Below are 23,480 nucleotides of genomic sequence, written 5' to 3'. Positions count from 1 at the left end.
AGAAATGACAGAAAAGAAACCTAACAGAGTCGGAGTGTTCATCTGCCACTGCGGCACCAACATCGCGGGCGTCATCCCCATCGAGGAACTAAAAGCTTACGCTAAGACGCTCCCGAACGTCGTGCACGCAGATAATTATACGTATATGTGCTCGACGCCTGGCCAGGAGAAGATCAGGACCGCAATTAAGGAGCAGAACCTTGATGCGGTCGTGGTCGCGGCGTGTTCGCCTCGTCTGCATGAGCCCACGTTCAGGAAGGCGTCGGCGGCAGGCGGCCTGAACATGTTCATATTCGAGATGGCCAACATCCGTGAGCAGTCCTCGTGGATCCACATGAAGGAGCCGGAGAAGGCCACGCAAAAAGCGAAAGACATTATCAGGATGAGCGTTGCCAGGGCGTCGTTGCTTGAGCCTCTGGATACGAAGTACATCCCGGTCGAGAAGTCTATCATGGTGATAGGCGCCGGCGTGGCGGGCATTCAGGCCTCGCTGGAGATCGCCGACTCCGGGATCACTACATACCTCATCGAGAAGGAGCCGAGTATTGGCGGTAACATGTCCCGTCTGGATAAGACGTTCCCGACGCTGGACTGTTCGCAGTGTATCCTTACGCCCAAGATGGTGGATGTTGACAGGCACCCGAACATTAAGACCATGACCTACTGTGAGGTGGAGAAGGTCGACGGGTACATCGGCAATTTCACCGTCACGGTGCGCAAGAAGGCGAGAGGCGTGAAGGAGGCTGACTGTAACGGTTGCGGCGACTGCGCTGCAGTATGCCCGGTAACGAAGGGCAACGAGTTCGACCTTGGCCTCGGGCCGAGGAAGGCCATATACGTGCCGTTCCCCCAGGCAGTGCCCCTCAAGTACACGGTTGACTTCAACAGCTGCATCAAGTGCGAGCTTTGCGTCAAGAAGTGCGGGGACAAGAACGCCATCGACCTCAACATGAAGGACGAGCTAGTAGAGATCAAAGTCGGCACTATTGTAGTAGCGGCCGGATTCGATCTCTATGAGATCGAGAAGAAGGAGGAGTGGGGTTATGGCAGGTTTGATAACGTCATTACCGGCATGCAGTTCGAGAGGTTCATCAACGCTTCCGGCCCGACGGGCGGTAAGCTGATAAGGCCTTCGGACGGCCAGAAGCCTCACAACGTTGCGTTCGTATTGTGCGCAGGGTCGAGGGACCAGGACGCGAACCCGTACTGTAGCCGTGTGTGCTGCATGTACTCGTTGAAGCACGCCCACCAGATCATGGAAAAGATGCCGGGCGTGGTGCCATGGCTGTTCTATATGGACATCAGGGCGTTCGGTAAGGCGTATGAGGAGTTCTATTACCGTATCCAGGACGAGGGCGCGAAGTTCGTGAGGGGCAGGGTCTCGTACATCGAGGAGGACCCGGCCACCAAGAACCTGATCGTCCACGCAGAGGACACGCTGCTCGGCACGCCTGTCACTCTCGAAGCGGACGTCGTCGTCCTCGCTTCGGCAATAGTGCCCAAGGCGACCACTGAATTATTGAGGAACAAGCTGACGATCTCCAGGAGCCCGGATAAGTTCCTGCTCGAGGCTCACCCGAAGCTGAACCCGTTCTCGACTTCGACGGACGGCATATTCCTGGCCGGGTGCTGCCAGGGCCCGAAGGACATCCCCGACACGGTGGCCCAGGCTGCCGGAGCGGCGGCTGCGGCCCAGGTGCCCATCAACCAGGGCAAGGTCGCGCTGGAGCCCATCGCGGCAAAGGTCAGTGAAGAGCTATGCGCAGGCTGCGGCATCTGTGAGGCCCAGTGCCCGTACAAGGCAATATCCATGGTCAGCCTTGCAGACGGCAAGAGAAGGGCGAACGTTAACGATGCGATGTGTAAGGGCTGCGGCACCTGCGGTGCAACATGCCCCGGAGGCGCTATTAAGATGCAGCACTTCACCACGCCGCAGATCGTTGCACAGATCGATGCGTTCCTACTTGGAGGTGGACAGTAATGGCTGAAGAGTACAAGCCTAAAATACTGGGCATTGTCTGCAACTGGTGTTCCTATGCGGGCGCCGACCTCGCAGGCACATCCCGTATCCAGTACCCGTCCGATATCAGGCTGATACGCCTGATGTGCACGGGCCGTGTGGACCCACTCCTGATCGTTAAGGCGTTCATCGACGGCGCGGACGGCGTTATCGTCTCCGGTTGCCACTTCGGCGACTGCCACTACATCGAGGGCAACTTCAAGGCGGCAAAGAGGATGTTCTACCTGAAGAGAGTCCTCAAGTCCCTTGGCTTCGATGACCGGAGAGTAAGGATGACTTTCGTATCTGCGTCCGAAGGCGCAAAGTGGGCGGAAGTCGTCAAGGACATGATTAATACAATAAACGAACTGGGACCGAGCCCGCTGCACAAGGAGGCAATATCCGCATCCTCCGGTTCAGCGGGCTTTGGCGGCGCAGATACCGATATGGCTGAGATCGCGAAAGCAGGTAAGATGCTAGAAGCCGCGCCGGTTCAGAAGAAGTGAGCCGGGGCTTCTGAGGAGACCCTAGAGATGACTACGATTGAGGTTAACCTGATCTCAGGTAGGACCTTCATGCAGGGTGTCGCTATTGAGGGGCACAAGCATGAGGATGAGTATATTAAGGCTTGTGGTATTTGCGAGATCGATGTTAGTGATCTTAAGAAGCTTAAGGTGTACCCGGGCCAGTCCGTTAGAGTCAAGTCGGCTCACGGATCGGTAGTCGTTAGGGCGGTCAAGGCGACCCAGGGTCCTCACCCTGGGCTGGTCTTTATTCCCATGGGGCCGTGGGCTAACCAGGTGACGAATCCGAACACCTGGAGCACGGGCATGCCCAATTTTAAGGGAGTGAGGGTCAGTATTGAGCCAGCGCCTAACGAGAAAGTGATGAACGGTATCGAGCTGCTACAAAAGACCACGTTGGATTTGAAGGAGACGACGGCATGATAGAGACGAAGACGCAGGCTGCGACGAAGAGCGAGGGCTTGAAGGTCGTTACGGATGTCGTCTGCCCGTTCTGCGGCACGTTGTGCGACGATGTCAAGGTGGTGCTGGACGGCAACAGGATCGTGGACACGATGAACGCCTGCATTATCGGGAACGAGAAGTTCAAGAGCGCGCAGGCGGGCCACCGGGTCATGCAGCCCCTGGAGAGGGAGGAGGGCACGACCCAGTTCACCCCGGTGAGCTACGATTATGCGGTGGAGAAGGCGGCCCAGATACTGGCCAAGGCTAAACGCCCGTTGTTCTACGGGTGGTCGTCTACTTCCTGCGAGGCGCAGGAGGTTGGGAACGAGCTGGCCGAAGTGTGCCGTGGAGTTACGGACAATACGGCTACTGTGTGTCACGGGCCCAGTATTATGGCGATTCAGACGGTTGGCGCTCCGCAGTGCACGTTGGGTGAGGTGAAGAACCGTGCTGACCTCATTATTTATTGGGGTTGCAACCCGATCCATGCGCATCCGAGGCACATGAGCCGGTACACGATCTATCCGAGGGGGTTCTTTACCGAGCGTGGGTTCGATGACCGTACGCTGGTGGTCGTGGATCCGAGGCCTACGGATACTGCGAAGCAGGCGGACATTTACGTCCAGGTTGAGCAGGGCAAAGATTACGAGGTGCTGGACGCGTTGAGGACCGCCACCCGTGGGGAGGACATCCCTGACGTAGTGGGAGGAGTGCCGAAGGCGCAGATAGTACAATTGGCTGAGCTTGCGAAGACGAAGAAGTTCGGTTTGTTGTTCTTCGGGATGGGGGTTACGCAGACGATTGGCAAGCATCGTAATATTGACATTGCCATTTCGTGGGTTGCGGATATGAACAAGTATACGAAGTTCAGCCTCATTCCCATGCGGGGCCACTACAATGTGACGGGCAGCGGTCAGGTCATGTGCTGGCAGAGCGGCTTCCCGTTCGCGATGGACTTTAGCAGGGGTTACCCGAGGTACAATCCCGGGGAGACCACGTCTAACGACCTGTTGCGGAGGGGAGAGGTGGATGCGGCCATGGTGATCGCTTCGGATCCTGGAGCGCACTTCCCGGTGTCGAGCATGAAGCATTACGCCAAGATACCGACGATTGCGTTGGACCCCCACTACACTCCGACTACTGGTGTTTCGAATATCGTCATTCCGAGCACGATGGTTGGTGTGGAGGAGGAGGGGACGGCTTATCGTATGGATAATGTGCCTATCAGGTGCAGGAAGGTTATTGACGGGCCTGAGGGCATGCTTTCGGACGAGGAAGTCCTTCGGAGGATCCTTGCTCGTGTTAAGGAGCTTAAGGGATTGCCTGCCGGGCAGGGGCATTAGGTGTTATCATGACTAAGAAAGTCACTGCAACTAACGAGATTTTAGTGAAGAACGGGTTCGTGTATGACCCTGCCAGCGGCATCGACGGCGATGTGAAGGATATCGCCATTCAGAACGGCAGGATAGTCGAGGCCTCGAAGCTCACTACGGGCGCTAAAGTGATCGATGCCCGTGGAAAGGCGGTATTGGCGGGCGGCATCGATATTCATACGCATATTGCCGGCCCGAAGATCAACGTGGGCAGGCTGTACAGGCCCGAGGATAAGCTTCACGACCCGGCCATGCAGCACTCGTCCAGGCTCCTCAGAGCGGGCGGGGGCTTCAGCGTGCCCAGCACGTTCGTCACGGCTTACCGGTACGCCGTGCTCGGGTATACGATGGCTAACGAGGCGGCAATGCCGCCACTCTTAGCGAGGCATACGCACGAGGAGATCCGTGATACCCCGATCATCGACCAGTCTGCTTTTACCCTGCTGGGTAACAACTGGCTTGTGATGGAGTACATCAAGAGAGGGGAGACGGAGAAGCTTGATGCCTTCGTGGCATGGATGCTCAAGGCCACTAAAGGCTCAGTAGTTAAGCTTGTCAATCCCGGTGGTACTGAGGCGTGGGGGTGGGGCAAGAATTGCGTGTCCATCGATGATACGGTGCCTTACTTCGACGTTACTCCGAGGGATATCATAACGGGCCTTGCGGGCGCTAACGAGCGTCTGGGTTTGCCGCATAGCATTCACGTGCATGCGAACAACCTCGGCCACCCCGGGAACATTACCACTACGCTGAAGACCTTGGCGTTGACGGAGAATTTGAAGACCAACAAGAAGAGCGGGAGGAACCAGAACGTTCACCTGACCCATGCGCAGTTCAACAGCTATGGCGGCACGTCGTGGAAGGACTTCGAGTCCAAAGCGGGCGTGCTGGCTGACTACGTTAACTCGCACGACCATGTCACCATCGACGCCGGGTTCGTAACTCTCGATGAGACCACGACGATGACTGCTGACGGGCCGTTCGAATACTCGCTCAGCGGCCTCAACCATCTAAAGTGGGCTAACGTTGATGTCGAATTGGAGACCGGTTCTGGGGTCGTTCCGTTCATTTACGATCCGAAGAACCACGTGTTCGGCCTGCAGTGGGCCATCGGCCTCGAGTTGGCACTTCTTATTAAGGATCCGATGAAGTGTTACATGACCACTGACCATCCGAACGCTGGTCCGTTCACCAGGTATCCGACGGTGACTAGCTGGTTGATGAGCAAGAAGGCCAGGGATGAGAAGCTTGGCTCATTGCACAAGTGGGTTGCCGAGAGGTGCCAGCTTGGCGGCATTTCCAGGGAGTTGTCGCTGTACGAGATTGCGCAGATGAGCCGTGCCGGGCCTGCTAAGGCGCTGGGCCTGGGTAAGAGGAAGGGCAGTCTGGCGGTCGGTGCTGACGGTGACGTTGCCATATACGACCTTAACCTGAAGACGACTGATGTGACGCAGAGGCCTGAGTTGCTTGTTAAGGCGCTCGAGAGGGCTGCTTACACCATCAAGGGCGGCGATATCGTCGTGAAGGATGGCGAAGTCGTGTCGAATGGCAGTACGAAGAGCACGTATTGGACTGATGCTGACGGGTTCGATAATCCTGAAGTGAAGCATGACATCGTGGATAAGTTCCTCAAGTACTACTCGGTGACGTTGAACAATTACCCGGTGCAGGATTCGTATCTCGTCAATCCGACGGTTCTTAAGGCCGGCCCGCTTGCAGGAGGGATCTGATGGAGAAGATCACGTTAACTCCCAATAGCGAGAAGTACCTGGTGCTGGAGGCTGAAGTGATAACGCCTGATGCTTTTGCGGGCAAGAGTCTCGAGGAGATCCGGGCTCTGCTGGTCTGGGAGGGTAACACCTCGTGGCCGCTGGGCAAGTTCTTCGATGTGCAGGGCAGTACGGCTGCTAACGCTGCCGATCAGGCTATCGTTATCAACGGTAGCGTGCCCCGGGTCAAGTACATTGGCTCGAGGATGACCGCGGGCGCCGTGTTGTGTAAGGGCGACGTGGACATGTACTGCGGCGCGTGGATGAAGGGCGGCTCGATTATCGTCAAGGGCAATACCGATGCGTTCGCGGGCATTCAGATGGAGGGCGGACAGCTCATCATCGAGGGGAACGCCGGCAACTATCTCGGCGCCTCTTACCGTGGCGACTGGCGTGGCATGAAGGGCGGCGTCATCACCGTTAACGGCAACGCTGGTTGTGACCTGGGCGAGTACATGATGGGCGGCACGATCACCGTTAAGGGCAACGTTGACATTAACGCCGGCATTCATGCCGGCCGTGCCATCGGTGCCAAGGACGTGGGCGGCAAGATCGTCATCCATGGCGATTCGCCCGGAAGGGTCGGCGCCCAGATGATCCGAGGGAACATCTACATGCTCGGCAGGATAGAGACCATGATGCCCGGCTTCGCGTTGAAGGAGACGAAGGACGTCGAGGTGGACGGCAGGACAGCAGCGTTCAAGGTCTACCAGGGCGACCGCGCAGAAGCAGGAAAAGGCACACTATACGTGAAAGCGTAAAATGTGGAAATAACTGTCAAGAGGTTTAATCTATGGACATGAAAATTGTACCTACAACCTGCCCCTATTGCGGTACGGGGTGTGGGTTAAATCTCGTCGTAAAAGACGGGAAAGTAGTCAGCGTGGCTGCATGGCAGCGCCACCCGGTGAACGAAGGAAAGCTTTGTCCCAAGGGGCGCTACGCGCACGAGTTCATTCACCGGCCGGACCGGTTAACCAAGCCACTCATCAAGAAGGATGGAAAGTTCGTTGAGGCAACGTGGGACGAGGCATACGACCTGGTCGCGAAGAAGCTCAAGTCGTTTAAGCCGGAAGAGGTCATGTGTCTGTCCTCCGCCCGTGTCTCGAATGAGGAAAATTATCTGATGCAGAAGTTCGCCAGGACCGTCATCAAGACGCCGCACGTCGACCACTGCGCCCGTCTTTGCCACGCATCGACGGTCGTCGGCCTCGCCGGTGCCTTCGGGTCCGGCGCCATGACCAACGATATCGGCGGCATCGCCGAATCGAAGTGCATCTTCGTCCTGGGCAGCAACACGGTCGAGCAGCACCCGCTCATCGGCCGGAAGATCGTCCAGGCCAAGCAGAAGGGCGCTAAGGTCATCTGCTTCGACCCGCGGTTCACCCCGACGGCAAGGCTGGCTGACCTGTACGCCTCCTTCTACTCGGGCACCGATGTGGCTCTCCTGAACGGCTTAATGCAGCACATCATCAAGAACGGCTGGGAAGCGAAGGATTACATCGCGACCAGGACCAAGGACTTCGAGAAGGTCAAGGCCGTCGTGATGAAGCCCGAGTACAGCCTGGACAACGTATCCCGGATCACCGGCATCGCGGTCAAGGACCTCGAAACGGCGGCGGAATGGTTCGCAAAGTCTCCCGCATCCTGTCTGTGCTACTCCATGGGCATCACCCAGCACACCACCGGCGTGGACAACGTCAAGTCAGTCGCTAACCTGCTGATGCTTACCGGCAACGTCGGCAAGATCGGCGGCGGCGTTAACGCTCTCCGTGGCCAGAACAACGTGCAGGGCGCCTGCGACATGGGCGCGCTGCCGAACGTGTACAGCGGCTACCAGAATGTGACGCTCGAGCCCAGCCAGACCAAGATGAAAGAAGCCTGGGGCTGTGAGATCGCGCCCGGCAAGGTCGGCTACACCGTCACCGACGCGATCAACGTTCTCTGCGATAGCCCGCCCAAGCTCAAGGCCATCTATATCATGGGTGAGAACCCGATGGTCTCTGACCCCGACCTCCACCACGTGGAGAAGGCGTTAAAGAACCTCGAGTTCCTCGTCGTACAGGATATCTTCCTGACGGAGACGGCTCAGCTGGCCGACGTAGTTCTGCCGGCGTCCTGCTTCGCCGAGAAGGATGGTACCCAGACGAGCACCGAGCGCCGTGTCCAGAGGTTCAGGAAAGCCGTGAACCCGCCCGGCGACGCGAAGGTCGACTGGCAGATCATCTGCGAGCTCGCTGCGAAGATGGGCTGCGCCAAGCAGTTCCCGTTCAAGAGCGCCGAGGAGATCTTCAACGAGGTCGCTAAGGTCACCCCGTCCTACGCTGGCATGAGCTACGCGAGGATCGAGAAGCCTGAGGCCCTCCACTGGCCCTGCCCGACTCCGGAACACCCCGGAACCCCGGTGCTGCACACCCAGAAGTTCTCGCACCCGGACGGCTTAGGCGTCTTCACTCCGATCGAGTTCAAGCCGCCGGCTGAAGTGCCGGACGCGGAATACCCGTTCATCCTGACGACTGGCCGTTGCATCTGGCAGTGGCACACCGGTTCCATGACGAGGCGTTCGTCCTCGCTGGAGCGGGAAGAGCCTGAAAGCTGGCTCGAGATCAACACCGAGGACGCAAAGGCGCTCGGCATCCAGAACAGGGAAGTCGTGCGGGCGATCACCCGGCGTGGCGAAGTCAAGGTGGCTGCCAGGGTAACCCCGGACATCAAGAGGAATGAGGTATTCATGCCATTCCACTACGCGGAATGCGCGGCGAACACCCTCACGAACAACGCGCTCGATCCGACAGCCAAGATCCCGGAGTTCAAGGCCTGTGCTGTTCGTGTCGAAAAGATCAAGGAGGCGTGATGTCGATGGTCGCAAAAGGCGATATGATTTATGCGTATGCAAAGGATAAGGAGACCCGGGACAAGGGAGAGACCGGAGGCGCCGTCACGGCTTTACTCAGGCACTTGCTCGAGAGCAAGACGGTCGACGCGGTCTACACGGTGAAGAAGGGAGTGGACATCTACGATGCCCAGCCCGTGCTCATCACTGACCCGAAAGACCTCATCCAGACCGCCGGCTCCATCCACTGCGGCACGCTTCTCGTAACCAAGCAGCTTGCCAAGTGCATACTCAAAGAAGCCCCGGAAATGAAGGTCGGCGTCGTAGTAAAGGGCTGCGATGCGATGGCCATGTACGAGATGGCGAAGAGGGGCCAGATCAACCTGGACAACGTCGTTATGATCGGTGTCAACTGTGGCGGAACCGTAAAGCCCGTCATGGCCAGGAAGATGATCAAGGAGAAGTTCGGCCTGGACCCGGACACGGTCGTCAAGGAAGAGATCGACAAGGGCCAGTTCATCGTTAAGACGGCCGACGGCCAGCACAAGGGCATCTCCATGGACGAGCTCGAAGAGCAGGGCTATGGCCGGAGGAGCAACTGCCGCCGGTGCAAGGTGAAGGTCCCGCGGCAGGCCGACATTGCGTGCGGCAACTGGGGCGTTATCGGCGATAAGGCCGGGAACACCACGTTCGTCGAGGTCTGCAGCGAAAAGGGCGCCCTCGTCTTGAACAAGGCGATCGAGGCAGGAGCGATCGGCACAGAGCCAGCCCCGGCAAAAGGCATTGAGATCCGCGGCAAGGTCGAGAACGCGATGCTCAAGCTTGGCGATAAGTGGCGCGAGAAGTACTTCAACTCGATGGGCACCGGCACAGAAAAGCTGGAGGCCATCAAGAAGGATACTTCCAAGTGCATCCGCTGCTACGCCTGTGTCGAGAACTGCCCGATCTGCTACTGTAACGAGTGCAGCACGAAGAAGGCATGGCTCGTCCAGCCCGGACAGATCCCGCCCGACTTCATGTTCCACATGATCCGGTTCGTACATGTATCGGACTCTTGCATCAACTGCGGACAGTGCGAAGAGCTCTGCCCCATGGAGATCGAGAACTCCAAGTACATGCACATGATCCAGTCGGACCTCCAGGGGATGTTCGGCTACGTGCCCGGTGTCAACATGACGATGCCCGTTCTCGCGCTCACCAAGGAGCCCGAGGAGAGGGAAAGGCTACACTCGACGGGGACCGACCAGATCTTCAAGATCTTCAAGTAAGATCCCCTTTTTTTCTTTTTTCTTTTCGGTTTTTATCCAAAGTTTTACATATGATTCTGCCCTTGTTATTAGTTAGCCTGAGGCCTGGTTGTCGTATGATGAGGTATCATGTACTGCTCTTTGTTGCGCTTCTGTCACTAGCAATGGCTGGTATTGCGGTCGCTGATAACGGTATAACGGTCATCAAGCCCGCGGCGAGCGCAGGGCAGTACGGCACGGGAGCAGGCCAGATCGATACCCCGGTCAGCGTCAGGGTCGACGCGGGCGATAACGTGTATATACTCCAGCATGTCCATACGAGCGGCCCTAAATTCAAGAGCGTCATCACGATTTACGATAAAAACCTGACCCTGGTGCGCTCCTTCGACGTCCTGAAGAAGAGCATGGTAGATGTGGGATGGGACCGGGCATCGAACGGCTACTATTACGATAACCTGGCCAGCGCATTTGACATCGACGGGGATGGCAATTTATTCATCCTCTGCGGATGGGACGTGGTCGTATATTCGAAGGACGGCAAATACCAGTACCAGTTCCCCGTATCGGCGTTCATGGGCTGGATCGACAACACGGGCAACGAAACACAGTTCTACTATCCGCGTGGGCTGGCGATCTCCAGCGACGACTATGTGGTCATCACGAGCGGGAGCACCCGGGACCGGCACGAGGTCATTTTTATTTATCCCGAAGGTAAGATCTATAAGAAGCTGGATGTGCAGGTCAGCGATATGGCCGATATCGTCAGCGACGGGAACGGCAGTTTTTATATCGTCGAGGCGGGCCGCAGCGTTATCCATTCGTACGACTCCGCTTTGAAGACAAAGCGTGACATCCGGCTCGACTTTAACGGCACCTATAACGGCAGCCCTGCGTCGCTCGCGTTCATGCCCGACGGCAACATGACCGCTAGCGCGAACGGCATCTTTGTCTACGCCCTGAATGGCAGCATACAGGCGCACTTCATGGATAATAACCTGAGCGAGAACGACCGGAGCTGGAACCGCCTTGTGGCGGCCAATTCGACCGGCTGGCTCATCATGGTGAGCGGCATGGAGGATAAGGCAAAGACGCCGAAGCCGGTCAACGTTTACAGGTTCTATGACGGCGCGGTCGTCGGGGAGCCCGAACAAGCGGACGTTTGTTCCACCTTTCTGGCCATGTTCGGGGCCGCTGCGGCATTATACTTTAGTGTCCGGCGGTTTTAGCTTTTTATAGCGGATATTTTCCATAATTTTAAAAAGACACCCGCCGTTGTAGGTATAGTAAGTGGGGGAAAGATACTTGCAGACAGATAAGACGACGGATTCATGTTTCATTTTGCCAGTCCTGCCGCATAAGATCGGCAACGTTCGGGACTTCTGGGACGATGTCAGCGAAAAGTTCCGCGAGGACACCGAGGACCAGCTGAAGGGCGTGGGTATCAAGAGGATGCTCGCTTTCCTGCAGGCGATGCCTGAGAAGGGCGATTTTTTGGTTTTGTTCATACAGTCGACGGATGACCTGGGTAAAACGCTCCAGGAGATGTTCGCCACCGATGACGAGTTCTCTAAGTACCTTGCCGGCCAGTTCAAGGATTTTTCTGGCGTGGACCTCTCCCGGGAAGAGAACCTCCCGAACGTGAGGCTATTAGCGGACTGGAAGGAAGAGCGGCCGTTCGGGGAAGAGAAGAACATGCTGCTGATGCCCTGGTGCTTCGCGGCTCCTTTGAAGCCCGGCAAGGCGGACGAGGTCGTAAAGCTGGTCGACCGGTTGAAGGATATGCCGGAGGCCGTTAAGCTGATGCGCGACCACGACATCATCCGGAGCATCACTTATCTGCAGCGTGCTCAGCAGGGCGATTTCCTCGTAAGGCATATCGTGGCGTCAAACCCTCTGGACGACCTCATCGCCGATTTTGTATCGTGTGACCATGAGACATGCCGAAAGGCCCGAGACGTAGCAAAGGATATGACAGGCCTCGACTACTCTGATCCCAGGTACCAGCCGCACGTAGAACTATTATTCAAGTGGGACGAGAGCCACGGGTTCGAGACCGCGGACCAGGTCATCGCATACACGGAATAAGCGGTAGCGGCAGACAGCCATGATAAAGCGAACAATGTTCGCTTTTTCTACTTTTTTAAGCGTTACTCTATTTATTTTCAACGGTAGAGGGTTAATCCGGGGATACGGATTGCAGAGCAGAAATAAATGGCTAGTTATGGCTATAATCCTGGTGCTGGTGATCTCCCTTGTCCTCGCGTTCGTGCCTCTTTCGGAGGCCCGCGGAGGCGGAGGCAGGGGTGGCGGAGGCGCCAGGGCTGGAGGTGGCGGAGGTATTAAACACGGCGGCGGGGGCATCAAGGCGCCCGGAGGCATTGGAGGCATGAAACCAGGCGGCGGAGGTATTAAGCCCGGTGGACCGGGAGCCGTGAAGCCCGGCAGCCCCGGGATCATTGGCGGAGGCCACAAGCCTGGTGCCGGCCTGCCTGGCGGTGGTGGTATTAAGCCAGGCGGCCCCGGTGGTATTAAGCCGGGAGGACCTGGTGTGCGACCTGGAAGCCCCGGCCATGGGATCATGAAGCCTGGCCACGGATGGCCGGGAGTGAACTGGGGCGACCGCAACTGGGCTCACTGGGGCGGGACCCCGGGTCACTGGGGTATGCATAACTGGAACTGGAATAATGGCTACTGGCATAACTGGGGCTGGCGCGGCTACGGCTGGGGCTGGAGCTGGTGGAACTGGGCGCCTGCCTACGGATATGGCGTATGGTACCCGTACTGGGCCTGGTATAACTGGTGGGACCCATACTGGACATGGTGGGATGTGCCCACCGTAGTGGAGCCTGTTTACCAGCAGCCATATGACATGCCGTATTATTCCAACCCGTATGGCACGCAATATTATTGAAGGGCGATAAAACATATCGCCCTTTTAAAAAAGATTATGGCTAACGTTGCCCGGATTACTTAGCCTTAACTTTCATTTTTTTAATGCCCAGGACTTTCTCGATAGCTTCTTCGCTGGCCTCGACCTCGATAGGCTTGTCGCAGTTCTTGATGACCGTCTCCGGGTCCTTGAGCAGGTGGCCGGTGACGACGCAGACGACCCGCTCGTCGTCCTCGATGACGCCCATGTTCCTCAGCTTAATGAGCCCTGCCACGGATGCCGCAGACGCCGGCTCGACGCCGATGCCCTCTTTTACGGCGAGCATCTTCTGTGCGTTCAGTATCTCTTCATCGGTCACTGTTTCGGCCGTTCCGCCGGATTTACGTATCGCGTTCAGCGCCTTCACGGCATTCACCGGATCGCCGATCCGGATCGCTGTCGCAACGGTCTCGGGATGCTCTTCGACAGAGATATTAGCAGCACCTGATTTAATTGCCTTTGCGATAGGGGCACTACCCTCAGCCTGAATGCCGGTCATCTTCGGGATACGGTCGATGATGCCCAGCTTCTTCATCTCGTTCAGGCCCTTATAGATGGCCGTGATGTTGCCGGCATTGCCCACGGGCAGGATGATGCGGTCGGGCACTTCCCAGCCGAAATAGTCCACGATCTCGAAGCCGATGGTCTTCTGGCCTTCGAGCCTGTACGGGTTGATGGAATTCAAGAGGTATATCCCGTTCTCGATGCAGAGCTCTCTTACCAGGCGCAGGGCGTCGTCGAAGTTGCCCTTCACGCTGATCACTCTCGCCCCGTGCATAAGGGCCTGAGCCACTTTGCCCAGCGCTACCTTACCCTGCGGCAGGAGCACGATGACCGGGATGCCGGCCCTGGCGCCATATACGGCAAGAGAAGCCGACGTATTACCCGTTGAAGCACATGCGACGCTCTTCATGCCCAGCTCAAGCGCTTTGGAAACGCCGACCGTCATTCCCCTGTCCTTAAAAGAGCCCGACGGGTTCATGCCCTCGTGCTTTGCGTAAGCTTCCTTGAGGCCAATCTCGGCGCCGATCTTTTTCATGTGATAGATGGGCGTACCGCCCTCTTTAAGCGTAACGGGCTCCCCGCTAACGGGCAGCAGCGCCTTGTACTTCCAGACCGACAGCGGCCCTTTCAGGTCTTCCCTTGTTAAGTGTATCTTAGAATAATCGTACACGACGTCCAGTAATCCGTCGCATTTCTTACACGTGTAGATGACTTCGTCGGCGGGGTATTTCGCGCCGCATTTTATGCATTCAAGGTGATACATCCTGCCACTCCTCGTATTATGCCGTATAGAATACTACATTCACTTTTAAAACTTTTGCTTTTTACCCGATGAACAATAAAAAACATTCGAGTATAAACATGAGCGTTATAGTGTTTTTCGTTTTTTTATTAAAAGGTAGTATATATTCTCTTTGGCCCCGATACACATAAATAAGAAGAATTTGATATCTACGTTAAGCTGTTGGTTACCTAAAAACAGCGTGCCAACAATTTTACTTATATAAATGAGGTGAAAATATGGATAGAAGATCTGGGACGATAAGTCTCGTAGTTCTCGTGATCGCAGCTATTTTGATTTTATCCGGCTGCACCTCACCGACTACGGTGACCCCGACACCAACTACTACTACAAAGGATTTTACACTGGTCGAAATGACGACATCGGACCCGCCGTCTCTGGACCCGGGACTGGAATATGATACTGCGTGCTACAGCGTTACGCAGAACGTGTATGAGACCCTCGTCTGGTATCAGGGCGAGGACGTAAGCAAGCCCATCGGCCTTTTAGCAACCGACTGGTCTTCGAACGACAACTACACCGTCTGGACCTTCCACTTAAGGAAGAACGTAACGTTCCATGACGGCACGGCATTTAACGCGTCGGCCGTCAAGTACACGTTCGACCGCGGCGTCCTGATGAACTACCCGGACGGCCCGTGGGTCGGAGCCGGCATATCGTCGTTCCTGAAGGGCGGCGACGAGTGGATGGCCTCGAACAACACTGAAGCCGATGTCCAGGCATACCTGGCCAACGAGGCAGTGAAGGTCATCGACGAGTACACCGTCCAGTTCACCCTGAGCAAGTCGTACCCGGACTGGATGCATGTTCTTGCATTCCCGGCGACTGCGATCGTGAGCCCGACCTTCGAGAAGACGTCGAGCATGCCGTACACTCCCAACAATTACACTGACACCTACCTGAAGGAGCACATGTGCGGCACCGGACCGTTCAAGTTCATTTCCTGGACCCACGAGGACAACATGGTCTTCGAGAGGAACAACAACTACTGGAACACTCCCGCAAAGGCCGCTAAGGTCGTCGTCAGGACCGTGCCCGATGTGAACAACAGGCTGCTGGCCTTCGAGAAGGGCGAATGCGACTTCTCGCAGGAGAACATCAGGAACCTGCCGGTATTCAAGAACTCCACGGCTGTCGTTAACGATATCCGCAATGACACCCTGCTCATCAGCTTCATCGGCATGTACGAGGGCAAGGCTCCATTCGACAACCCCAAGGTAAGGCAGGCATTCGTCGAGTCCTTCGACTATGTGACCTACCGTGACCAGGTCGGCTACGGCTACGGCTCGTTCCCGCACGGCGTCGTGCCCAAGGGCTTAGCCGGATACAACGCGAACATCCCGACCTCGACCTTCAACCCCGAGCATGCTAAGCAGCTCCTGAAGGAAGCCGGATTCAGCAAGGACAAGCCAGTCACCATCACGATCGCCTACAACCAGGGCAACACTGGCAGGCAGACCGGCTCTCTCATGCTGAAGGACACTGTGGAGAAGTATGACCTGGGCATCACCTTAGAGATCCAGGAGCTTACCTGGGCCACTCTGCTCGACAAGGAAAAGAAGGGCGAGCTCGACATGTTCTTCCTCGGATGGCAGGCGGACTTCCCGACCGCGGACAACTTCCTCGGCCCGTTCGCTGTCTCTAACGTGTACTTCGCGAGGCAGGTAGCCTACAAGAACGCTACCATCGACAGCCTCTACGACCAGTACTTCACGGCGGCCAACCAGGATGAGAGAAACAACATCGCCACGCAGATACAGCTTGGCCTGTTGAACGACAACCCGTACATAGTCTACCTGCAGCCAGCATCCTACTATGCCCTGAGCAAGGATCTCAAGGGCTATCAGTGGAACGTCATGCTGAGTGGCTTCAACTGGTACCCGATGTACAAGTAATACGCGAAAATATATATAGAGGCCGTCTGTTATTTAAACGGCCTCTTATATTTTTTATGCTAAAAACCAAAAAGGGATATCAATGAAGCTTCGGGATTACGTTATCAGGCGATTATTATTGCTGATACCCGTGCTTATCGGGATCAGTTTCATCACATTCTTCCTTTCACACATGATCGGTGACCCGGCTGCTGCCTGGTTATCCGAAAAGACCGCGGGCCAGCCGGAACTCGTCGAGAAGATCCGTGCGGCTCACCACCTGGACGATCCGCTGGTCATCCAGTATTATTATTATCTCGTCGATCTTTCCAAGCTAGACCTGGGTAGAACCGGCCGAAATGAAGGCGGCCGGCCAGTGGTCCAGGCGTTAATGGACTACTTCCCGGCCACTCTCGAGCTGGCCATCATCGGGATGATCCTGTGCCTGCTCATCGGCATACCTGCGGGCATACTGTCCGCCATTTACAAGGATAAATGGGTCGACCACATCGTGAGGCTCGGCGCGCTGGTCGGCGTGTCCATGCCCGTATTCTGGCTCGGGCTCATTGTAAAGTACTGGCTATCCTATAAGTTCGGGTGGTTCCCCCTCGACGGCAGGCTGCCCTATTCGATCACGCCTCCCCCGGACGTCACGGGCATGTATACTTTCGATGCCCTGATCGCGGGGCAGTGGGACACGTTCTTCATAGCGGTCAGGCATGCGATACTGCCGTCCTTCTGCCTCGCCCTGATCTCCATGGCGATCATCACACGTATGATGCGCTCCAGCATGCTGGAGACCATGACGCAGGACTACATACGGACGGCCCGGGCAAAAGGCCTGTCCGAGCGGATCGTCATCCTGAAGCACGCGCTCCGGAACGCACTGACCCCGACCACGACCGTGGCCGGCATCGCGTTCGGAGGATTACTTAGCGGCGCGGTTATGACCGAGACGATATTCTCGTGGCCGGGCATCGGGCGATTCTCCGTCAAGGCGATCGGCGCGACGGACTTCGCGTCGATCATGGGTTTCGCCATGCTCATAGCGATCATATACGTGTTCGCCAACCTGATCGTCGACATACTATACGTCTACCTCGACCCGCGGGTCAAGTACGGGTGATACGATGGCGAACGACGCAATAACCATACAAAAAAAGAAGTCCTTCATCGATGACTGGAAGGAGAAAAACGACTCGAAGATCAAGGACTGGAAACACTCCATCAGCCTGTTCACAAAGAGCCCGCTGGCGATGATCGGCCTGTTCATCGTCATTTTCTTCATGCTCGTGGCGATCTTCGCGCCATATCTCGCACCGTACTCGAACAACTGGAGAGACCTCTCACTACAGAGCCAGGCGCCGAGCTCGACACATATACTGGGCACGGAGATCTATGGCGGCGACATCTTTAGCATGATCATCTGGGGCAGCCGGGTTTCGCTGGTCACCGCCTTTGCGGTCGTGCTGAGCATTGTCATATTCGGCACCATCGTCGGTGCGTTCGCCGGATACTTCGGCGGCATCATAGACGAGGCCCTCATGAGGGTCACCGACATCTTCCTGGCGTTCCCGTCCCTGGTGCTCAGCATGGTCATCGTGGCGGCCCTGGGAAGCGGCCTGCAGAACGTGATGATATCCATCGCCATCGTGTCATGGCCCACCTACGCCCGACTCATCAGAGGCCAGGTCCTGTCGATCAAGGAGCGTAATTACATTGAGGCCGCGAGGGCGGTCGGCTCGAGCGACTGGAGGATCATCAGCAAGCACCTTATCCCGAACTCGCTGGCCCCCACGATCGTCCAGGCGACAATGGACGTGGGCAGCATTATCATCACATCGGCCGCGCTGAGCTTCATCGGCATGGGCGCCGGCCCCGGCGAGGCCGAATGGGGCAGGATGATCAACGACGGGCAGGCAATGCTCCTGAACGCACCCTGGATATCGACGTTCCCGGGCCTGGCCATACTGCTCTTCTGCCTCGGCTTTAACCTGCTCGGCGACGGGCTGCGGGACATCATGGACCCGAGGATGAGGCGATAACATGCCAGACGTACTGATCAGCGTTAAAAACCTGAAGACGAACTTCTACACGTACGCGGGCGTCGTCAAAGCGCTCGACGGCATAAACCTGGATATCTACAAGGGCGAGACCATCGGCCTGGTCGGCGAGACCGGGTGCGGCAAGTCCGTGACGGCCCTGTCGATCATCCGCCTGATCCAGTGGCCTCCCGGAAAGATCGACGAGGGGACTATCACCTTCGAAGGCAGGGACCTCCTGAAGCTGCCCGAAAGCGAGATGCGCAAGATCCGGGGCAACAAGATATCCATGATCTTCCAGGAGCCCATGAACTCGTTCAACCCTGTGTTTACCATCGGCGACCAGATCGCCGAGGTCATCATGCTGCACCAGAAGAAGACGAAGAAAGAGGCCCTGGCGCAGGCGATCGAGATGCTCAAGTTCACCAGCATACCCGCTCCCGAAAGAGTGGCAAAAAGCTATCCTCATGAGCTATCGGGCGGCATGTTGCAGCGGGCGATGATCTCCATGGCGCTGGCGTGCCAGCCGGAACTCCTCATCGCAGATGAGCCGACAACGGCCCTGGACGTGACCATCGAGGCCCAGATCCTCGAGCTGATGAAGGGCCTTAAGACGAAGATGGGCGCTTCCATTCTCCTCATAACGCATGACCTGGGCATCATCGCCGAGATGTGCGACCGTGTGGGCGTCATGTACGCCGGTAACATCGTCGAGCTGGCGGATGTCTCGACAATTTTCAAGAACCCGTCGCACCCGTATACGAGCGGTTTGATCTGTGCCATCCCGAGCCTGGCGACCAAGCAGGCCTGCCGGCTCGACACGATCCCCGGGAACGTGCCCAATCTCATCCGCCCGCCGGAGGGCTGCCGGTTCCACCCGAGATGCAGCAAAGCGATGGACAGGTGTAAAAAGGAGAAGCCCGGCGTCTATGACCTCGGGAACGGCCATCTCGTATCGTGCTTCCTGTACGCGGAGGGGCAGAAACAATGACGGAGAACCTCATCGAGGTCAATGACCTCAAAAAATACTTCCCGATCAAGGGCGGCATATTCTCCCGGACCGTAGAGCAGGTCAAGGCCGTGGACGGCGTGAGCCTGTCCATCAAGAAGGGCGAGACACTGGGCCTTGTAGGGGAAAGCGGGTGCGGAAAGACGACGGTCGGAAGGTCGATCCTCCGGCTCATCGAGCCGGATAGCGGCGAGATCATCTTCGAGGATAAGGACATCATGAAGTACGGCCGCTCGGAGCTCCGCCACATTCGCCCTAACATGCAGATCGTGTTCCAGGACCCGAACAGCTCGCTGGACCCCAGGATGTCCGTAAAGGACATTATCGGCGAGCCGATGGTCGTCAACAAGAAGAACGGCGCGGATATGGAAGATAAGATCGGCAAGCTGCTAAAGGCGGTCGGCCTCAACCCAGTCGACATGTACCGCTATCCGCACGAGTTCAGCGGCGGCCAGAGGCAGCGCATCTGTATCGCAAGGGCGCTGGCGCTGAACCCCAAGTTCATCGTCCTCGACGAGCCGACTTCGGCGCTGGACGTCTCGGTGCAGTCGCAGATACTGAACATGCTGGAGGACCTGCAAAAAGAGTTCGGCCTGACCTACCTGTTCATATCCCATAACCTGATCGTGGTCAAATACCTGAGCGACCGCGTGGCCGTCATGTACCTGGGCAAGGTCGTCGAGCTCGCGAAGACCGAGGCGCTGTTCGACAGCCCGATGCACCCGTATACGCAGGCTTTGCTTTCCGCTATCGCCGTGCCGGACCCGGCCGTGAAGCGGAGCCAGCGTATCATCCTCGAGGGCGACGTGCCCACTCCGATCAACCCGCCAAAAGGCTGCAGGTTCCATACGAGATGCAGGTATAAGATGGACATTTGCGATAAGGTCGAGCCCGAGTTTAAGGATATCGGCGGCGAGCACTTCGTTGCCTGCCATTTAATGGATAAGCGTTAATTCGCTTATCCACGTCCTTAAAGGGTAAGCGATCATTCGCTTATCCTTCGTTTTTTCCGTGTCCGAAAAAGTATATACGTTAAAGTCCTAACAATCTGTTGCTATGGTCGGCTTCGACGAGGTCATTTTCATCGCTATCGTGGCTCTGCTCCTGTTCGGGCCGGATAAGCTGCCCCAGTACATCCGCGAGCTGGGACGCTTTTACGCCGAGTTCAAAAAAGCCCAGAGAGACCTAGAAGGCGAGTTCAATAAGGCCGCTAATGCCTCGCTTTCTGCCCCGAAGCAGCCCTCAGCTACCGTTCTGGAAATTGCGCGCAAGATGAACATCCCGGCGGACGGCAAGACGGAAGAGCAGCTATTAAAGGAGATAGAGGCCGCCGTATCCCGTGAAACGGGAAAGGTATAAGTCTAATTAAGCCCTCTTTTCACTGTATGCCCGCGTTCGTCACTTTGAAGGGTACGAAGGCCAAGATACCTTATAAAAAATTACTTCAGGCGAAGCCGAAGAAGAGCGAGGCCATCGAGTGGGACGGGAACGGCTCGGATTCACTCCGCATCTACGCTAAATATAAGAAGAATTATCTTGTGAAATTCTTGAGCCGGTTCTTCGAGATCCCTGAAGAGCGCAGCTTTCGCTTCAACCCCCTGGGCGCCATGGTCTGGGAGCTGTGTGACGGTACGCATAGTGTCGAAGAGATCAAGGGCATCATCATGAAGCGGAGTAAGGGCGACGAGAAGGATATTGAGAAGCGCCTTATTCGTTTTATTAATCGTCTTACTGCCAATGACCTTATTATTTTAGAGGTTTGAAACTTATTTATATCTGGCAATGACTGCCAGATGGCCGTGGTGAAGGGGCTCCAGAGAGGCCTTTTCCATTATCTGGAAATCTTTTCCGAGAGTTTGTAGCTCCTCCCTAAATATGTCCCCGACATTCTCTATCGAGCTGATGCTTTTTGCCTTTATGGCCATTATGAGATATCCTCCACTTTTCAGGTATCTTTCGGCGTTGGCATTGGCGATCGCGGCCTGTTCGGGCTGGGCGACGTCCTGGTAGATCACGTCTACTTTATTGAGGAATGGCGGGTATCTCTCGGGCTGCCGGGCGTCGGCAATGATGGGCATTACGTTGATCCTCTCCTCGATGGCCATGAGCAGGTCACGGGCGGGACGTGGGGCGAACTCGACCGCGAAGACAATGCCGTCGCACGCGATATCCGCAACCCGGGTCACGGTAGTGCCGCTGGCGGCCCCAAGGTAGAGGACTTTCGAGTTTTTACCTAAGGGAATGTCCATGCCTTTCATGATCATCGAAGCGAGCTTGCTGGTAGACGGGCTCCACAGCCTGTAATAGGCGCCTTCGAAGGCAAGCGTATCGCTATCCGGGTAACGAGTGAGCGTCGAGAGCATGTCCTTACTTTCAAGGGTGACGTAGAACACGTTATCGATGCCCGCAGGCCGCACGCCGCTGATGCCGCTCAAGGCTTCTTACCTCCTCTGGAACGGCTCTTGATCGCAGAAGCTTTTGCCTTAAGGTCCCCGAAATCCATGACCTCGCCCGAATAATAGTCCATCCTGGCGGCGATAGCCGCCTTTCCCGCGAGCATGCGGGCGATCTTGCCCCTTGCCTTCTTCGGGGCGCCGCTGATCAGCGGATGCTTAAAGATCAGGCCGTGCTTGGGGGATGGCGTGCCTGCCTTAAGGTGCTTGAACAGGGCCTCGCCCGCTCCCATGACCTGTATGCTGCTGGCGGGCATGCGGGCGAGTTTTTCGAGGCTCCCGGCCCGCGCTATGAGCCTTGCTCCCAGCAATGGCCCCAGCACACTCGACAGGTTCGGCGCGATCTCCAGCATTATTTTACTGATATAATCCTCGATAGCTTTACGCTGTATGAGTATCGTTTTGGCAACCTGTGCAACGCCCTGGATGGCAGCAAGGTCCTCGCCCGTCATGGGGGCGCCCATAGTCGAAGCCTCACTATCCGCCGGGCTCTCGACTATCTGCTCAATTAACTCGTAAGGGCGTAAACGATTCTCCGGATAATGTATCGCATACCACTCGGCCAGGCGACCCGAGGTAACATTAAAAGCTTCATTAAGGTCGTCCAGCGCTCTCACTGCCTGGATCAGATAAGCGTCCTTTCCGGACAGGCTTTTTGAGATCGCCTCGCGGGCAAGCCGCATAGACGCCTCATGAAGCGCAAGACGCTCGTCTACGGGAGGCATTCGATATCTGCCCCCGAATTACGGGCCCTTGTCTTCATGACCATACAATCAGGGCAGTTACTCTTGACCTCGGACATGATCGGGCCGGACCTGTCAGTGACAGCGAACACGGTCGGGCCGAACGAGCTCATGCCCGCTCCCGGCGCCCCGGCTTCCGTCATGACACGCAATATCTCGCAGGCGCCCGGCTGAAGGTCGACTTCCCTCTTCTTGAACCCTACGCCCTGGATCGCGTTCAGCGCCGTGCCAAAGGCTTCCAGGTCCTTTTCTACGATCGAGGGCAGCATCTGCATGAGAATGATGTGGCTGAGCCTCTCGATCTCCCTTAATGGTAAGGGACACGTTCGGGCGAAGACGTCCTTTTCGTAAAGGTCGTGGGCGCCTTTCATCGGCAGCGTGGCGAGCACGATGTCCCAGTCAGGGAAGGGGCAGCTCATGATCAGCGGGGCGGGAGGGACTCCGTCGGCGAATGAATCGGGAAGGAAGGCCTTCTTAACGCTCGTCTTATGTCCCCCGTCGAGGATGAAACCGCCTTTATCGAAGGCGCCGATGCCCACGCCCGACAGGCCGCCGCGGCCGACTTTAAGGGCAACCTCGGCGGACGACATATCCAGGCCATACAATTTTGCTACGGCGGTGCCCGCGGCCAGAGCGGCCTGGGTACCCGATCCGAGGCCGATATGGTTCCAGTACGACTTTTTAATGTCGATCTCCACGCCATATCCCGGGCCGAATGCCTCGCATGCCTTGCGCATGCGCTCGCGCAGGTCAGGGTCTCCCTTAACCGTGACCGTATCGCTCTTTTTCGCCGTGATCTCGATATAAGGCTTGTCGAGCGTTATTCCGATCCCGCCGTCGATCCTGCCGATCTCTCCGTTCATGTCGATGAGCGTCATGTGGAGGCGGGAAGGTGTTCGTATCCTTAACAAAGCTCCTCCGGTTATGTAGAGACT

At 56.7% G+C, this 23,480-nt stretch carries 22 protein-coding genes; 18 read left to right on the top strand and 4 right to left on the bottom strand.

Translation table 11 applies throughout. The features are described from left to right. Positions 1-4 precede the first annotated feature (4 nt). From MCP_RS07975 to MCP_RS15950, 11 genes are all read left to right on the top strand, one after another. Positions 5-1,981 (top strand): CoB--CoM heterodisulfide reductase iron-sulfur subunit A family protein, encoded by a 1,977-nt coding sequence (locus MCP_RS07975; protein ID WP_012900327.1) that lies wholly within the window; start codon positions 5-7, stop codon positions 1,979-1,981. After that, complete coding sequence (locus MCP_RS07970) at positions 1,981-2,505, top strand: hydrogenase iron-sulfur subunit (RefSeq protein ID WP_012900326.1); 525 nt, start codon at positions 1,981-1,983, stop codon at positions 2,503-2,505. Before MCP_RS07975 ends, MCP_RS07970 begins: the two co-directional genes overlap by 1 nt. Before the next feature lie 27 nt (positions 2,506-2,532). Beyond that, complete coding sequence (locus tag MCP_RS07965) at positions 2,533-2,946, top strand: molybdopterin dinucleotide binding domain-containing protein (RefSeq protein ID WP_012900325.1); 414 nt, start codon at positions 2,533-2,535, stop codon at positions 2,944-2,946. Further along, the gene (locus tag MCP_RS07960) at positions 2,943-4,310 is read left to right on the top strand and encodes a formylmethanofuran dehydrogenase subunit B (RefSeq protein WP_012900324.1); all 1,368 of its coding nucleotides are present in this window, start codon (positions 2,943-2,945) and stop codon (positions 4,308-4,310) included. Before MCP_RS07965 ends, MCP_RS07960 begins: the two co-directional genes overlap by 4 nt. A gap of 8 nt (positions 4,311-4,318) precedes the next feature. After that, on the top strand, positions 4,319-6,070 hold the full coding sequence (gene fwdA, locus MCP_RS07955; protein WP_012900323.1) for a tungsten-dependent formylmethanofuran dehydrogenase subunit FwdA: 1,752 nt from the start codon (positions 4,319-4,321) through the stop codon (positions 6,068-6,070). Next, positions 6,070-6,870 carry a formylmethanofuran dehydrogenase subunit C gene (locus MCP_RS07950; protein WP_012900322.1) on the top strand — a complete coding sequence of 267 codons (801 nt, stop codon included), beginning with the start codon at positions 6,070-6,072 and terminating at the stop codon, positions 6,868-6,870. Before fwdA ends, MCP_RS07950 begins: the two co-directional genes overlap by 1 nt. A 32-nt stretch (positions 6,871-6,902) precedes the next feature. Continuing rightward, a complete protein-coding gene (fdhF, locus tag MCP_RS07945; RefSeq protein WP_012900321.1) occupies positions 6,903-8,963 on the top strand; it encodes a formate dehydrogenase subunit alpha in 2,061 nt (686 codons plus the stop codon). A 5-nt stretch (positions 8,964-8,968) separates the two neighbouring features. Then, complete coding sequence (locus tag MCP_RS07940; RefSeq protein ID WP_012900320.1) at positions 8,969-10,210, top strand: Coenzyme F420 hydrogenase/dehydrogenase, beta subunit C-terminal domain; 1,242 nt, start codon at positions 8,969-8,971, stop codon at positions 10,208-10,210. 95 nt (positions 10,211-10,305) lie between these two features. Beyond that, entirely contained in the window at positions 10,306-11,415 is a 1,110-nt protein-coding gene (locus tag MCP_RS07935; protein ID WP_128859994.1) for a hypothetical protein, read from the top strand. A 76-nt stretch (positions 11,416-11,491) separates the two neighbouring features. Then, positions 11,492-12,274 (top strand): hypothetical protein, encoded by a 783-nt coding sequence (locus tag MCP_RS07930; protein ID WP_128859993.1) that lies wholly within the window; start codon positions 11,492-11,494, stop codon positions 12,272-12,274. 136 nt (positions 12,275-12,410) lie between these two features. Continuing rightward, on the top strand, positions 12,411-13,100 hold the full coding sequence (locus MCP_RS15950) for a hypothetical protein (protein WP_193763059.1): 690 nt from the start codon (positions 12,411-12,413) through the stop codon (positions 13,098-13,100). 55 nt (positions 13,101-13,155) lie between these two features. Here MCP_RS15950 and thrC read toward each other — a convergent pair whose 3' ends face one another. Further along, on the bottom strand, positions 13,156-14,385 hold the full coding sequence (gene thrC / locus MCP_RS07920) for a threonine synthase (RefSeq protein WP_012900316.1): 1,230 nt from the start codon (positions 14,383-14,385) through the stop codon (positions 13,156-13,158). A 257-nt stretch (positions 14,386-14,642) separates the two neighbouring features. On the opposite strand from thrC, the gene MCP_RS07915 reads away from it, so the two are divergent. The 7 genes from MCP_RS07915 (at position 14,643) to MCP_RS07885 (ending at position 21,112) form a co-directional block, all read left to right on the top strand. Continuing rightward, positions 14,643-16,319 carry an ABC transporter substrate-binding protein gene (locus MCP_RS07915; RefSeq protein ID WP_012900315.1) on the top strand — a complete coding sequence of 559 codons (1,677 nt, stop codon included), beginning with the start codon at positions 14,643-14,645 and terminating at the stop codon, positions 16,317-16,319. Between the two features lie 82 nt (positions 16,320-16,401). Then, positions 16,402-17,424 carry an ABC transporter permease gene (locus MCP_RS07910; protein WP_012900314.1) on the top strand — a complete coding sequence of 341 codons (1,023 nt, stop codon included), beginning with the start codon at positions 16,402-16,404 and terminating at the stop codon, positions 17,422-17,424. A 4-nt stretch (positions 17,425-17,428) separates the two neighbouring features. Continuing rightward, the gene (locus MCP_RS07905; protein ID WP_012900313.1) at positions 17,429-18,343 is read left to right on the top strand and encodes an ABC transporter permease; all 915 of its coding nucleotides are present in this window, start codon (positions 17,429-17,431) and stop codon (positions 18,341-18,343) included. Position 18,344: 1 nt separating this feature from the next. Continuing rightward, on the top strand, positions 18,345-19,331 hold the full coding sequence (locus MCP_RS07900) for an ABC transporter ATP-binding protein (protein ID WP_012900312.1): 987 nt from the start codon (positions 18,345-18,347) through the stop codon (positions 19,329-19,331). Then, positions 19,328-20,302, top strand: a complete 975-nt coding sequence (locus MCP_RS07895; protein WP_012900311.1) for an ABC transporter ATP-binding protein — start codon at positions 19,328-19,330, stop codon at positions 20,300-20,302. The genes MCP_RS07900 and MCP_RS07895 overlap by 4 nt, the downstream gene beginning before the upstream one ends. Positions 20,303-20,405: 103 nt before the next feature. Then, positions 20,406-20,708: a Sec-independent protein translocase subunit TatA/TatB gene (locus MCP_RS07890; protein WP_012900310.1), complete on the top strand. Its 303-nt coding sequence runs from the start codon at positions 20,406-20,408 to the stop codon at positions 20,706-20,708. Positions 20,709-20,734: 26 nt separating this feature from the next. Further along, a complete protein-coding gene (locus tag MCP_RS07885) occupies positions 20,735-21,112 on the top strand; it encodes a PqqD family protein (protein ID WP_012900309.1) in 378 nt (125 codons plus the stop codon). 3 nt (positions 21,113-21,115) lie between these two features. Here MCP_RS07885 and MCP_RS07880 read toward each other — a convergent pair whose 3' ends face one another. The 3 genes from MCP_RS07880 to MCP_RS07870 are packed head-to-tail and all read right to left on the bottom strand — an operon-like array spanning position 21,116 to position 23,456. Then, a complete protein-coding gene (locus tag MCP_RS07880) occupies positions 21,116-21,784 on the bottom strand; it encodes a fibrillarin-like rRNA/tRNA 2'-O-methyltransferase (RefSeq protein ID WP_012900308.1) in 669 nt (222 codons plus the stop codon). Beyond that, positions 21,781-22,527, bottom strand: coding sequence for an NOP5/NOP56 family protein (locus MCP_RS07875; protein WP_012900307.1), 747 nt, complete (start codon positions 22,525-22,527; stop codon positions 21,781-21,783). Before MCP_RS07875 ends, MCP_RS07880 begins: the two co-directional genes overlap by 4 nt. Beyond that, a complete protein-coding gene (locus tag MCP_RS07870) occupies positions 22,515-23,456 on the bottom strand; it encodes a beta-ribofuranosylaminobenzene 5'-phosphate synthase (protein WP_012900306.1) in 942 nt (313 codons plus the stop codon). The genes MCP_RS07875 and MCP_RS07870 overlap by 13 nt, the downstream gene beginning before the upstream one ends. Positions 23,457-23,480: the final 24 nt, after the last annotated feature.

The organism is Methanocella paludicola SANAE (assembly GCF_000011005.1).
GTDB lineage: Archaea > Halobacteriota > Methanocellia > Methanocellales > Methanocellaceae > Methanocella > Methanocella paludicola.
Note: the sequence above shows the minus strand (reverse complement) of the source record. Positions and strands in the feature narration are given on the sequence as shown.